Source organism: Roseimicrobium gellanilyticum, from assembly GCF_003315205.1.
GTDB lineage: Bacteria > Verrucomicrobiota > Verrucomicrobiia > Verrucomicrobiales > Verrucomicrobiaceae > Roseimicrobium > Roseimicrobium gellanilyticum.
The window spans coordinates 902,682-915,442 of record NZ_QNRR01000001.1; the positions used below are offsets into that span (position 1 = coordinate 902,682).

At 58.8% G+C, this 12,761-nt stretch carries 11 protein-coding genes; 8 read left to right on the forward strand and 3 right to left on the reverse strand.

Annotation, left to right across the window (positions count from 1 at the left end):
• Positions 1 to 69: 69 nt before the first annotated feature.
• The 5 genes from DES53_RS03690 to DES53_RS03710 all read left to right on the forward strand — a co-directional run bounded on the left by DES53_RS03690 (position 70) and on the right by DES53_RS03710 (position 4,904).
• Positions 70 to 462 (forward strand): CBS domain-containing protein, encoded by a 393-nt coding sequence (locus tag DES53_RS03690; protein ID WP_147263198.1) that lies wholly within the window; start codon positions 70 to 72, stop codon positions 460 to 462.
• Between the two features lie 89 nt (positions 463 to 551).
• Positions 552 to 2,258 (forward strand): ABC1 kinase family protein, encoded by a 1,707-nt coding sequence (locus DES53_RS03695; protein ID WP_211325432.1) that lies wholly within the window; start codon positions 552 to 554, stop codon positions 2,256 to 2,258.
• A 132-nt stretch (positions 2,259 to 2,390) separates the two neighbouring features.
• The gene (locus DES53_RS03700) at positions 2,391 to 2,849 is read left to right on the forward strand and encodes a response regulator (protein WP_170156823.1); all 459 of its coding nucleotides are present in this window, start codon (positions 2,391 to 2,393) and stop codon (positions 2,847 to 2,849) included.
• A gap of 239 nt (positions 2,850 to 3,088) precedes the next feature.
• Positions 3,089 to 4,222 (forward strand): response regulator, encoded by a 1,134-nt coding sequence (locus DES53_RS03705; RefSeq protein WP_113956833.1) that lies wholly within the window; start codon positions 3,089 to 3,091, stop codon positions 4,220 to 4,222.
• Positions 4,215 to 4,904 carry a histidine kinase gene (locus DES53_RS03710; protein WP_113956834.1) on the forward strand — a complete coding sequence of 230 codons (690 nt, stop codon included), beginning with the start codon at positions 4,215 to 4,217 and terminating at the stop codon, positions 4,902 to 4,904. The genes DES53_RS03705 and DES53_RS03710 overlap by 8 nt, the downstream gene beginning before the upstream one ends.
• A 119-nt stretch (positions 4,905 to 5,023) precedes the next feature.
• Here the strand turns inward: DES53_RS03710 and DES53_RS03715 are convergent, their stop codons facing one another.
• The 3 genes from DES53_RS03715 to DES53_RS03725 form a co-directional block, all read right to left on the reverse strand.
• Positions 5,024 to 5,611, reverse strand: a complete 588-nt coding sequence (locus DES53_RS03715) for an RNA polymerase sigma factor (RefSeq protein WP_113957191.1) — start codon at positions 5,609 to 5,611, stop codon at positions 5,024 to 5,026.
• Between the two features lie 287 nt (positions 5,612 to 5,898).
• Positions 5,899 to 7,119, reverse strand: coding sequence for a DUF6799 domain-containing protein (locus DES53_RS03720; protein ID WP_113956835.1), 1,221 nt, complete (start codon positions 7,117 to 7,119; stop codon positions 5,899 to 5,901).
• A 222-nt stretch (positions 7,120 to 7,341) separates the two neighbouring features.
• Positions 7,342 to 8,328 carry a 2-hydroxyacid dehydrogenase gene (locus DES53_RS03725; RefSeq protein WP_113956836.1) on the reverse strand — a complete coding sequence of 329 codons (987 nt, stop codon included), beginning with the start codon at positions 8,326 to 8,328 and terminating at the stop codon, positions 7,342 to 7,344.
• Between the two features lie 392 nt (positions 8,329 to 8,720).
• Here DES53_RS03725 and DES53_RS03730 point away from each other — a divergent pair, with 392 nt between their 5' ends.
• The 3 genes from DES53_RS03730 to urtB all read left to right on the forward strand — a co-directional run bounded on the left by DES53_RS03730 (position 8,721) and on the right by urtB (position 12,752).
• Positions 8,721 to 9,530: a hypothetical protein gene (locus DES53_RS03730; protein WP_113956837.1), complete on the forward strand. Its 810-nt coding sequence runs from the start codon at positions 8,721 to 8,723 to the stop codon at positions 9,528 to 9,530.
• Between the two features lie 118 nt (positions 9,531 to 9,648).
• Positions 9,649 to 10,902: an urea ABC transporter substrate-binding protein gene (gene urtA, locus DES53_RS03735; RefSeq protein WP_113956838.1), complete on the forward strand. Its 1,254-nt coding sequence runs from the start codon at positions 9,649 to 9,651 to the stop codon at positions 10,900 to 10,902.
• 137 nt (positions 10,903 to 11,039) lie between these two features.
• Positions 11,040 to 12,752: an urea ABC transporter permease subunit UrtB gene (urtB, locus tag DES53_RS03740; protein ID WP_245958081.1), complete on the forward strand. Its 1,713-nt coding sequence runs from the start codon at positions 11,040 to 11,042 to the stop codon at positions 12,750 to 12,752.
• Positions 12,753 to 12,761 lie beyond the last annotated feature (9 nt).

The following is a 12,761-nucleotide window of genomic DNA, read 5'->3' on the forward strand; positions in this document are numbered from 1 at the left end:
TCGGGCGATTCTTCCCAGAAGGCACGTGGGAACTCCCGTGTGCCATCCCCCACATCCCCCGAACATTTCATGAAACTCTCTGAATTCCTGAGCCGAAATCTCAAACTGCTGAGTCCAGAAGACTCAGTGCAGACCGCGGGCAGCCAGATGCGCAAGCACGGTGCGTCCAATATGCCGGTGGCGTCCGAGCGTAAGCTGGTGGGCATGCTGGATCAGCCCAACCCCGATCTACAGGCCACCCGGTATGGACATGACCCGAAGAAGGTCACCGTCGGAGAAACCATGAGTGAGAACGCGGTATGCTGCCTCGAGGATCAGGATCTTGCCTCCGCCCTCCGGGTAATGAATGACCACCACCTCGACTTTCTCCCAATCGTGGACAAGCAGCATTGTGTCTTGGGTGTGGTACACCGTGATGAATTGGTGGAGCTGGCGGCCACGCAGGGTGACAGCGGCTTTTAGCCTCCGCCCCGCTGAACGGGAGCGAGATGCCACAGGCGGAAGCGTGCTCGGAAGGCCGCCAGTTTTGCCCAGACACGCGCAAACTATTCATGGCAAACGATCCACAAGGGAAGAAAATGTCCTTGATGCCTGCCACCACACTCTCTCTGCGGCCGTCCCACCTGAAGAGATACCATACGCTGGTCCGGTTGCTGGCCAAGTATGGCCTGAGCGATCTGGTAAAGAATGCGCCGCTGATTGACGATCCGCTGCCCCAGCACACGACTCCACTGGTACCTGCGAAGGCTACTGAGCTGGCCCGCGACCTGGAGACCATGGGGCCTGCATTCATCAAATTGGGCCAGCTCCTTTCCACGCGCGCGGACTTCATTGCCCCGGTCTATGCCGACGCACTCAGCCGCCTGCAGAATCAGGTGGAGCCATTTCCCTATGAGCAGGTCGAGGCCATTGTCAGCGTGGAGCTGGGAGTGCGTTTGTCGAAGGCGTTTGCGGATTTCGACCCGACGCCCATTGCTGCCGCATCTCTGGGGCAGGTGCATCGTGCTACTCTGAGAAGCGGGCAGTTGGTGGCCGTGAAGGTCCAGCGTCCCGGGGTGAGGGAGTCTATTGCCGAGGACCTTGAGGTCTTTGCTGAAGTGGCAGGTTTCCTGGATGCACACACAGAACTTGGACGTCGTTATGAGTTCAGCAAGATCATTGAGCAACTCCGCATCTCCTTGATTCATGAGCTCGACTACCGCCAGGAAGCGGAGAACTTGAAGCTGATGCGCAAGCAGCTTGAGGAATTTTCGATGATCGTGATCCCGGCACCGATTGAGCACTATACGTCCGGTCGGGTGCTCACCATGGAACACATCAGCGGGCAGAAGGTGACTTCACTGAGTGGACTGGCGCAGATGGAACTGGATGGCCCTGCCCTGGCCGAGGAAGTCTTCCGTGCGTATTTGCACCAGATTCTGAATGTGGGCCTGTTCCATGCCGATCCCCATCCCGGAAATGTGTTTGTCACCACGGATCACAAGATTGCTCTGTTGGATCTTGGGATGGTGGCGCGCATTGGCCCGCAGATGCAGGATCATTTGATCAAGCTCCTGCTGGCCATCAGCGAGGGGCAGTCAGAACGCGCGGCGGAGGTTGCTGAGCGCATGGGAACTCCAAAGGATTCATTCAAGCCATCCGCGTTTCGTGAGCGGATCGGTGCCCTGGTGAGTGAGCAATACAGCTCAAACCTCAACCGTATCCTCGTGGGAAGAGTGGTGGTGCAGGTGGCTCAAATCTCTGCGGAGACGGGATTGAGCGTGCCCGGTGAGCTGACCATGCTGGGCAAGACACTGCTGAACCTCGACCGCGTGGGCTTGGCGCTGTGGCCGGAGTTCAGTCCCAATGAATCCATCCGTCGTAACGTAGCGGACATCATGCACCGCAAAACATTGCAGAGTCTCTCGCCCGCGAATCTCCTCGGCACCGCGATGGAAGCGAAAGAACTGCTGGAACGGCTGCCCGCGCGGATAAATGCAATTCTTACGCATCTTGCTGAGAACCGTCTACGAGTGGATCTGAGAGCGGTGGACGAGGGGGAGTTTATTTCCGGTCTCCAAAAAATCGCCAACCGTATCACCCAGGGACTTATCTTCGCTGGCCTGACCGTGAGTGCAGCGTTGATGATGAGAGTGGATACCGGCTTCAAGATCTTTGGCTACTCTGGTCTGGCATTCTTGTTCTTCATCATCGCGGCCATTGGCGCCATGTGGGTAGCCATCGAGATTATGCTGCACGATCGAAGACCCAAGAAGTAGCTGGCTGCGGTGGGTGGCTGGTTCAATCCTGACTCGAAATTGCAGGCCTGGATTCCCCGCGTTGAGCATTGGAAATGCTCTTACAACCACGGCCTCCAGCAACTGCGTATCGATATCATGCTCCCGCCTGGTATGACTGCTTCTTCGCCATCGACTGCCGCTGCGCCGACACCTTCCCGCCCGCCTGTAACCGGCCGTGCGTGCCGCATTGGCGTGGCGGATGACCACTCCATCATGCGCGCAGTCTATCGCACCTTGCTGGAGGATGAACCGAAATTCGAACTCGCCTGGAGTGCTGCCACTCTGGATGAAGCGCGCAAACAGATGGAGAAAGACAGGCCGGATCTGCTGATTGTGGATATCAACATGCCGGATGGCGACGGCCTCGACTTCGTCCGTGAAACGTTGCCCAAAGCGCCATCCCTGCGTGTGCTGGTGATATCCGCACATGAAGAGCGCGAGTACCCTGAAATGGCGCGGGACTGCGGCGCACATGGATTCCTGTGCAAGAACAGCACCCCCACCGATGTGCTGGCAGCGCTGGATTTGCTGCGAAGAGGTGAGTATTCATTTGGGAACTCCTGCTCCTAGAGGGAGAACTGGTGAACCCGCTGGCACGGACTCGGCGGGAAGGGGTGATGTATTTTTTTACGCGGCGTGGATGAACGTCCCATCCGCCGCATGTTGATGCTGCGATAGTTGCATCACCGGGATGCAGATTCCGCCGGTCCACCTTCAGGTGCCCGCGTGCCGTCGTGTCTGCTTTCTAAATCCATCGTCGCTTGTCCCATGAGGGGCGGGCACGTACACTGGCACTCCCATTCTCAGAAATGTCCCACTCCATCATTCCTCCCACACCGGCGCTTGTGCTGGTGGTGGATGACCAGCCAAGGAATCTGCAGATGCTGAAGGCCTCCTTGATGAGGGAGGGGTTCCGGGTGGTCGTGGCGGGATCGGGGGAGGAGGCGCTCGAGATGCTGGAGCGTCAACAGCCGGATCTGATGCTGCTGGATGTGATGATGCCGGGCATGGATGGCTTCGACGTGTGTGCGAAGGTGAAGTCCAATCCTGCGACACGGGATATCCCCGTCATTTTCCTCACGGGTGAGACCCAGCTCCAGTCGATAAAAAAAGGTTTCGAGGTCGGAGGTGTGGACTATGTGACCAAGCCCTTCAACCGACAGGAGATGGTGGCCCGTGTGAACACCCACGTAGAGCTTCGCAGGGCGCAGATACGCCACACGGCCACGCTGATGGAGCAGACGCGGCTCATCAACATCATCGCCCAGCACTGGCTCAAGCCCCTGCAGCGCCTCGTATTCCTCACGTCCCAGACGCGAAACATCTGCCGCTCCGGCACGAATGGAGGTGAGGCCAATGCAGGCGCTTTTGCCATGGAGGCGGAAGCCACAGCGGTGCAGATGCTCTCTTCGCTGGAGGACTTCCTTCACGAATCTCCCGGCATGATGACGAATGGCCGGAGCCAACCGGGCAGTATCACCACAGATGATCTCAAGGCCATCATTGAGAACTGGTATGTCACTGCCATCCGCCGGCAGCTCGACTTCCAGGTGATGACACCTCCCATACCTGTATCCATCGCTGCCAGCGCATTCACGGCCACGCAGATTCTCGATCCCATTCTCGCCAATGCCGTGAAGGCGGCGAGGGAGCAGGGACGGATCTCCGCACGCGTGCGCCACGTGGGTGGAGAGGTCGTGGTGGAGGTGGAGGATGACGGCCCCGGCTTCTCACGGGAGTACCTCAAGCGTCCATTTCAGGCGAATGTGCGAGCCACCGGAGGTTCGCGGGAGCGGCAGCATCTGGGCATCGGTTTGGCGCTTGCCAAGCGGGCTGCGGATCGCATTTCCGCCCAGCTTGAACTGGACAACCTCGGCACAGGCGGGGCATTGGTCCGGGTGACTTTCTCCACCGCAAGCCCGCGTTCCAAACAAAATGACTGACGCTCCCTCCACCACGGACCAAGGCGAGGCTGTGCCGCTGGCCGCCGTCATGGCCTTCCTGAAGCATCACCTGCACGATGTGCGGAACGATCTCAATGCACTGAATCTGGAGGCCATGCTGCTGGATGTGTATGTGCCCGGTGGCGAAGGTGCCGAGTCTGTGCAGCGCATTCAGGAGATGCTCCACCATAGCGCTGCGCGACTGAGCTCGCTTTCCCGGAAGATCTCGGAGATTTCCCCGGGCCAGGAAACACTCGCTGCGCAATTCATCCTCACGAGCTGGCGCGATGAGTGGAACTCCTCGGGCGCCTCGCCGGCGATCCTGTGGGAGGCCTCGCAGGTGCAGGCGAATGTGAAGGCGGACCCGGTGCATCTCGCGGAAGTTTTTCGCGAATGGCTTTCCAATGCGAAGCAATACGCCAGCACCAGTGCCTCGATATCGCTTGCCGAGAATGGCGAAGGTGAGGTCATCTTCCGTCTTAGCGAACCGAAGAGCGAGCCGGTGGATACGTCAGGATGGGGAGAGCGTCCCTTTGCCAAGCCAAGGCGTGGTTGCTACGGGCTTGGCCTCTGGCGCGTGCACAACCTCGTCCGCGCGAATCAAGGGTCGTGGAGCCAGCGCTACTCACCGGAAGAAAAAACTCTCGTCAGCGAGCTGCGCATGCCCGTGGCAAAGGTCTGAGTGGCGCGTGTGCATGAGGTGAAGATGCCTCATGAGTCCCGACGATGTATCACTGTAAAAGAGAACGGGAGCCACGATGGCTCCCGTCCTTCTTCAAGCAACTGTGATGGGGGGATCGATCAGGCGGCTTCAGCCAGTTCCATCATGCGGCTCAGCTTCTTCACGCCAAGCTCGATGCGCGTCTTGATGGTACCAAGCGGCACCGAGAGGTGGGAGGCGATTTCACGCTGGCTGAGTCCGTCCACGAAGGTCAGCTTTACAGCAATGCCTTGGTTGGGTGGCAGCTCTTCAATCAGTTCGTTCAGTTCGTGCTGGCGGATCTCGCGATCCACCACATTCGGGCGATGCTCGGGAAGGTCGGCGGGGGCAGCCTTCTCGAAGCGGGTGGTGGCGGCCTGGTAGGCGAGCTTGCGACGCACACGGTCAAGCGCGCGGCGGCGAGCCACGATGATGAGCCAGCCAAGGAGCTGCCCCTTCTCGGAGGAGAAGGAGGAGGCCTGCTGCCACAGTTGCACGAAGACATCCTGGAGAACTTCTTCACCATCGGCTTCGTTGTCGAGCACGCGCATAATCACGCTGCGCAGCACCTGGCGGTGGCGGCGGTAGAGGATTTCAAGCGCTCTGGCGGACCGGTTCTGCGCGACTTCAACCATGAGGTCGGCATCGGAAGGTCCTTCGACAGGGGCGGGAATGGGGTTCTTTTTCATGAAGGTGATGGTGCGTTGTTCAGAAATCCGGGACGTTTTGCTTGGCATCTCTAGTGCAGGGTTTGTGCCTTCGTGCCTGGCATAGTCTCAAGTCATTGGACAAGAGTGGATTATGAAAAGCGACCATTTGCCCGATGGCGTGCGATTCTGTGCAAAAAGTCTGACTTCCGAGAGGGTTCATGTGCAAAATGCACACTCCGGCACTGCTTGGCACACCCCACAAAAGAGCGCCGTGGGAGAGGCTCCTCACGGCGCTGTAAATGGTGGAAGACGAATGGTTTCTGGAATTAACGCACGGCGCCGCCTCCGCCTGAGCTGGCCCCGCCACTGCTGCCAGAGGTGCCAGATCCACCGGAACTTCCACTGGTACTGCCGCCGGATGAAGAGGAGCCGCCACTTGTGGTGCTACGCGCTCCCGTCGAGGAGGTACCCGTGGAACTGGTGCCACTGGTGGAAGTACCCGTGCCCGTGGTGGCGCGTGCGCCTGTAGCGCCCGAGCCGGTTCTCACAGCATTGGGATTCGTTGTATTGCCTGAGGTCGAGGTAGAGGAGGCACTGGTGCCCGTGCCGGTAGTGCTTTGATTCGGCGTGGCTGTGGTGCCGCTGCTATTCTGTTGATTTGGCGTCACGGGACGCGGGGTGGTGGTTCGTGCATTGGGGCCTGTGTTCGTGCCAGCACTGTTGAGCTGATTGGGCGTGGCGGTGCTGGATGCTCCGGTCGCATTGGGGTCAATGTTGGTACCACTCGCGGCACGCTGATTGGGTGTGGCCGTGTTCGTGGTTCCCGTCGTTGTAGTGCCAGTCGTGGACTGCTGATTGGTGGCATTCTGCTGTTGGGTGGCCGTGGTCTGATTGTTTTGGGCAGGGGTGGTGGTCTGAGTCTGGCCATCAATAATCACCGTCGAGCCCAGGGGATCTACGAAGCCACTGTTGGTACCGCTTCCCCTCATGGAGGGAGTGGACCTTTTACCTCGCGTATCCGGAACTTGGGTAAAGGCATCGCTTCCGCTGGATTGTGTAGCGCTACTGCTGCCACTGGTCTGCGAGGATGAGCCGCTCGGAGCGAGACCCGAGCGGTTTTCGCCGGAGATGTTCGCTGCGGCGCGGGCGCGATCTGTGGTACTGAACAACGATGGATCGACGGGGACCATGCGTCCATCTGCGGTCATCATCTGGCCTGCGGGTATCAACCACGTCTGGCCATCGAAGCCAGTGACCATCCCGTTGGGTGCGATGCGAAGGACCTGCTCCTGTGTCACGCGCGTGAGTTCGCCATTCTTGACGACATACACATTGCCATCTCTCATGACAAAACCGTTGGGGACAGGAGTGGCCACGGTTGCGGTGGCGGTCGTGGTGGCAGTTGCATCGACCGGAGGTGGTGGTGTTGCCGGCATCGGGGTACCGGGTGGGGGACTTTGCTGGAAGGGAAGAGCCTGGCCTTGGCTGAGCTGTGGCAGACCCAGGCAGGTGATTGCTGAAAGGACGAGCACTGGAATCGTTTTCATGGGGGCAGGGATGAAGGCGGCAAGGCGCAATCACCTTGCGCCGTGCGGGGGTTGTGATTTCCTACCGGACGGGCACAATGCTCATCCCGGTGGCACGAAGGGAAATGTCCTTCGCACAGGGATCAATTCGCCCCACTACCGGTGAACGCGTTGGTTTTGCTCAAAAGCAACTTCCGCGAAGTCCTGCTCATGAATAATGCAATGCCGAGATGCAATTGCGGACTACAGCTGGTTCGCAGAGCGTCCCTCCGACTCCAGATCACTGAGATTCTGCAATGTCACCGTCGCGATCTGTTCCAATGCTTCCTTGGTGAAAAACGCCTGGTGACCGGTGAGAAGCACGTTGGGGAACGTGGTGAGTCGCATGAAGACATCATCCGGGATGATCTCGTGTGAATGATCGCTGAAGAAGAGCTTGTCCTCCTCCTCGTAGACGTCCAGTGCAAGGCCGCCTAGAATGCCACTCTTCAGTGCTGCGATCACGGCAGCGGTATCGATAAGCGCACCTCGTCCCGTATTGATCAGCAGGAGTCCATGCTTCATGAGCGAGAGGCTTTCTGCGTTGACTAGGTGGCGCGTCTCAGCTGTGAGCGGGCAGTGAAGGCTGATCACATCACTCTGCGGCAACGCCTCATGAAAGGTCACGTAGGTGACGCCGAGCGCCTCCAGCTCTGGATTGCGATAGGCATCCACCGCGAGAATCCGGCAGCCGATGCAGTGCATGATGCGGGCAAAGATGCTGCCAATCTTTCCTGTGCCGACCACGGTTACCGTTTTACCCACCAGGTCGAAGCCCATCAATCCAGCGAGTTCAAAGTTACCCTCGCGTACGCGGTTGTACGCTTTGTGAATGCGGCGGTTCAGTGAGAAGAGCAGCGTTGCGGCGAACTCTGCCACGGCGTGAGGTGAGTAGGCCGGCACACGAACGACGGCGATGCCGCGCTCGCGCGCCCGTGCGATATCCACGTTGTTGTAACCGGCACAGCGCAGTGCAATTGCCTTCACTCCCAGGTCCGCAAGCGTGTCCACGACCGTGCCGTTCACGAGGTCATTGACAAAAACGCAGACCGCATCGTAGCCCTTCGCCAGGCTGGCGGTGGTTTCATCGAGCCGCGCCGGGAGGAATCGCAACTTGTGTGCTGCCCCGCCGTTGGCGGCATTCAGGAATTCCTCATCATAGCTTTTGCTGCTGAACACGACCGTCTTCATGGCGGCATGATAGAGGCTGGTGCGCCGCAGGCGAGGAACATTTGGGCCAGACGAATGGGACCTTTGGGCAATCGCGAACCCATGAATCCCGGTTCACGCAGGTCCTGAAAATGTCACGGGTTGGTTTCGTTGTGAATTTACATCGAATAACTGCGGGGCGTTTCGTGTTTTTGTGGAGAAAAATATAAAGATACATTTTGGGTGCATGCATTGTTGCGACTGCGTGAGTCATACTGGCGCTTCGTGCCGGTAATACCGGCCTTAAAATATTTCCTCAGCGGGCAACATCAGTTGGCACCGCTCATGCTTATCACCCGCTCCAAGCGGCTGGCACAGTCGTCACACGTGAACAACAACCAGAAAGGACTCAACGAATGAAATTCATCTCCCGAATGAACCCAGGCAAACTTGCAGCAGCAGGGCTGGCGCTCGCCATTGCGGCGCTCATGACTCCTGCGACGGCGACCGCCGGAACGGTCAGTGGTAAAGGCGTCGCACCGGTCACTCCCCCGGTCGAAGAAAAGCCCTTCATTACCGGTAACCTGTCACTCTTCTATGACACCCATTTCATCTCCTACGGCCAGGACGTCTGGGGCGTGGGCAACGACTGGGGTGAGTGGTTCTTCCACCCCTCCATGGAACTCGATTTCCAGATCACCGACTCCCTCCAGTTCTATGTGAACGTGTGGGCTGACGTGAACGACCAGATCGAAGGTGACATCGGCGACTACGTGCAGGAAATCGACGTGAACGTGGGCTTCTACTACACGCTCGACAAGTTCAAGTTCCAGCTCGGCTACGGCTCCTGGAACTATGCCTCCCAGACTGAGCACATCATTGACGGTAAGGTCACCTACATGGATGGCTTGATCAATCCGTTCGTCGCTGTGCACGGCCGCGTGGGCATCGACATCCCCGGATATGACGAAGGCGTGGTGGCCCAGGTCGGTGTGGCTCCCTCCACGGCGCTTGGCCCTGTGACCCTGTCCTTCCCGATCACCGTGTCCTTTGACACGGACGGCTTCCACGCTGGTGACGGTGGCTTTGCCTACGTCTCCGCTGGTGTGGGCGCTTCCATCCCGATCCACAAGCAGATCTCGCTGAGCGTCGGCGCGACCTACTACCACACGCAGGACGACGTCATCCCGAACGCGGATGAAGACTTCGTGGTGGGCTCGGCTGGTATCGTCTTCACGTTCTAATTCGTGCCTGGTTAGCCATTCAAGTGGGCGCGCGCCGACGCCACAAACGCGGCGCGCGCTTTTTTAGTGCCATCGAAAAATCAGTCATTCACTCATTCATCACATTCAACCATTCATCATGAAACGCCGGTTCTTTAATTCGATGATGGCCGCAGCCCTTGTGGGCTCTGTGGCGCTCCCTGCGCAAGCCGCCGACACCGTGAAGGTGGGCGTGCTGCACTCCCTGAGTGGCACCATGGCCATCAGTGAGACGTCCCTCCGTGATGTGCTCCTGTTCACGTTCGATGAAATCAACGCCGCTGGCGGCGTGATGGGCAAGAAGATTGAGCCCGTGGTGGTGGATGGCGCCTCCAACTGGCCGCTCTTTGCTGAGAAGGCCAAGCAACTCCTCGAGCAGGACAAGTGTGCGGTCGTTTTCGGCTGCTGGACTTCCGTGAGCCGCAAGTCGGTGCTGCCGGTCTTTGAAAAGAACAACGGTCTCCTCTTCTACCCCGTGCAGTACGAAGGTGAGGAAGAATCGCAGAACGTCTGCTACACCGCTGAAGCAGTGAACCAGCAGGCCACTCCCGCCGTGGATTATCTCCTCGATCAGGGCATCAAGAAGTTCTACCTCCTGGGCTCCGACTATGTCTATCCCCAGACCACGAACCTCGTGCTTCTGGAGTATCTCCTGAGCAAGGGCGTGCCGCTCGAAAACATCGGTGGCGGCTATCGCAAGGATGACTCCGGCAAGATCATCTCCGCCGGTAAGTACACCCCCTTCGGTCACACCGACTACCAGCAGATCGTTGCTGAAATCAAGCAGTTCTCCGCCGGTGGAAACGCCGCGGTAGTGAGCACGCTGAACGGCGACACCAACGTGCCCTTCTTCAAGGAATACGCCGCCGCCGGCCTCACCGCTGAGGCCTGCCCGGTCGTGTCCTTCTCCATCTCGGAAGATGAGTTCCGTGGTCTCCCCGCTGACAAGCTCGTAGGCCAGCTCGGCTGCTGGAGCTACTTCCAGTCCATCGACAGCCCTGCGAACAAGAAGTTTGTGGATGGTTTCCAATCCTGGCTGAAGAAGTCCAGCATCACTGGCATCGTGAAGGAAGGTCGCGTGACCTGCTCCCCGATGGTGCTCTCCTATGACGGCGTGTACCTCTGGAAAGCCTGCGTGGAAAAGGCCGGCAGCTTCGATGTGGACAAGGTGCGCGAAGCCTGGAAGAGCGGTCTCAGCTTCGAAGGCCCGAATGGCAAGGTCACTTCCCAGAAGAACATGCACATGACCAAGAACGTGTACATCGGCGAAACCAAGGCTGATGGCCAGTTCAAGATCCTCAAGGAATTCAAAGAGGTCTACGGCGAGCCCTGGCTGAAGGGCAAGTTCAAATGATTTGAGGCTGCTTCGCCCCGCGAAGTGTGAGCTGGCCGGCGTGCCAGTTCCAAGTGGGGGCGGGTTCAGGAATGAGCCCGCCCCTTCAATCCCTTCAGACGTTATCGCTGCCAGTCACATCCATCTTTTCTCTGCACGTGAAAGCTCTCTCCCGCCTGCTCTCACTCACACTTATCTCGGGCCTGTTGTGCTCTGTCTCCCTCCTTGCGGAGACACCCCGGGAAACCATTGCCAAAGCGGCACTCAACGAAGATTCTGCCAAGAAGCGGGAGATCATCACCACCTTGGTGGGACAGGGGGATGAAGTGATCAAGACCCTCATGGACGACTGGAAGGCGGACAAACTTTTCATTCATACGACAGCTGCTGGAGAGAAGGTCGTGGTGCGTCTCCAGGATGACAAAGACGACGCGGGCACCCAGAGCGCGGTGCGCGTGGATGACGGCGCGACTCTCAAGGATGCCTCCGGAAGTCCGCTTCGCCTTGTGGCAAAAGAACAGAAGGCCGTGGAGCACGATCGTGGTCTGCGCAACGCCATGAAGGCCGTACTCGATTTGCTGGATCTCTCGTCACCAGATGCAAAGAAGCGTATCCAGGCAGTGGAGACTCTCGGTGCCGCGCAGAACGCGGAGAAACTACCCGCGCTCGAGGCCCGTGCGAAGGTGGAACAGGACCCTGAGGTGCTGCGAGAGCTGAAGGAGGCTGCGGCACTCATCAACCTCAAGAATTCCTCGGACGATGTGAAGGTGGCCGCACTCAAGGACCTGAAGGAACTGCATGCCTTCTCCAGCTACGACCTCATCAAAGCAACGCTGAAGGAAGCTGAGACAGCTTCCAAGGCCCCTGTGGTGAGCGCGGCGAAGGATGCGCTAGCCGCCATTGATTCCCATCGGACCTTCGTGGATTTTTTTGGCACGATCTTCCGTGGCATCAGCACGGGCAGTATTCTGCTCATCGCTGCGCTTGGGCTCGCCATCACCTTCGGTCTTATGGGCGTGATCAATATGGCACACGGCGAGATGATTGCCGTGGGCGCCTACACGACCTACATCGTTCAGAATATCTTCGGCGCGGGCGTGACCATTCCACTCTTCGGCCTGTCGCTCGCCATTCCCGGCATGCATGCCACTGGCGCCTGGTACAACAGCTACTTCCTCTTCGCGATTCCTGCCAGCTTCTTCACCGCAGCCCTGGTGGGCATTGCGCTGGAGCGCGGTATCATCCAGTTCCTCTACCGACGTCCGCTGGAGAGCCTGCTGGCCACCTGGGGGGTGTCCCTGCTGTTGCAGCAAGTCTTCCGCCTGACCTTTGGTGCGAACAACGTGCAGGTGGGCAGCCCGAGCTGGCTGAGTGGGAACTGGACGATCAGTGACATCATTTTCAACTGGAACCGTGTCTTCGTCATCGGCTTCGCGATCTTCATCGTGTTTGGCACCTATCTGGTGCTCACCAAGACTTCGCTGGGTCTCCTGATGCGAGCGGTCATGCAGAACCGCAATATGGCCGCGTGCATGGGCATCCGCACCAGCCGGGTGAACATGCTGACCTTTGGCTTCGGGAGCGGTCTGGCTGGACTGGCAGGTGCCTTCCTCAGCCAGATCACCAACACGGGTCCCTCGCTGGGACAGAGCTACATCGTGGAGTGTTTCATGACGGTGGTCGTCGGCGGAGTGGGGAATATCGCTGGCACGGTCACGAGTGCGGTGGGCATCGGCATGGCGGACCAGTCCATCCAGCAGATTTTGCTGAATCCGGTGATGGGCAAGATTCTCGTGCTCGTGGGCATCATCCTCTTCCTGCAGTGGAGACCGGCCGGCATCTTCGTCACCCGCAGCCGCTCACTCGACTAGTCCTCATTT

What these genes read in the sequence shown, in the direction of transcription:
- DES53_RS03690 (WP_147263198.1), top strand. Translation starts at nt 70, where the DNA reads ATGAAACTCTCTGAATTCCTGAGCCGAAATCTCAAACTGCTGAGTCCA.
- urtA (WP_113956838.1), top strand. Translation starts at nt 9,649, where the DNA reads ATGAAACGCCGGTTCTTTAATTCGATGATGGCCGCAGCCCTTGTGGGC.
- DES53_RS03695 (WP_211325432.1), top strand. Translation starts at nt 552, where the DNA reads ATGGCAAACGATCCACAAGGGAAGAAAATGTCCTTGATGCCTGCCACC.
- DES53_RS03720 (WP_113956835.1), bottom strand. Translation starts at nt 7,119, where the DNA reads ATGAAAACGATTCCAGTGCTCGTCCTTTCAGCAATCACCTGCCTGGGT.
- DES53_RS03730 (WP_113956837.1), top strand. Translation starts at nt 8,721, where the DNA reads ATGAACCCAGGCAAACTTGCAGCAGCAGGGCTGGCGCTCGCCATTGCG.
- DES53_RS03715 (WP_113957191.1), bottom strand. Translation starts at nt 5,611, where the DNA reads ATGAAAAAGAACCCCATTCCCGCCCCTGTCGAAGGACCTTCCGATGCC.
- DES53_RS03725 (WP_113956836.1), bottom strand. Translation starts at nt 8,328, where the DNA reads ATGAAGACGGTCGTGTTCAGCAGCAAAAGCTATGATGAGGAATTCCTG.
- DES53_RS03700 (WP_170156823.1), top strand. Translation starts at nt 2,391, where the DNA reads ATGACTGCTTCTTCGCCATCGACTGCCGCTGCGCCGACACCTTCCCGC.
- DES53_RS03705 (WP_113956833.1), top strand. Translation starts at nt 3,089, where the DNA reads ATGTCCCACTCCATCATTCCTCCCACACCGGCGCTTGTGCTGGTGGTG.
- DES53_RS03710 (WP_113956834.1), top strand. Translation starts at nt 4,215, where the DNA reads ATGACTGACGCTCCCTCCACCACGGACCAAGGCGAGGCTGTGCCGCTG.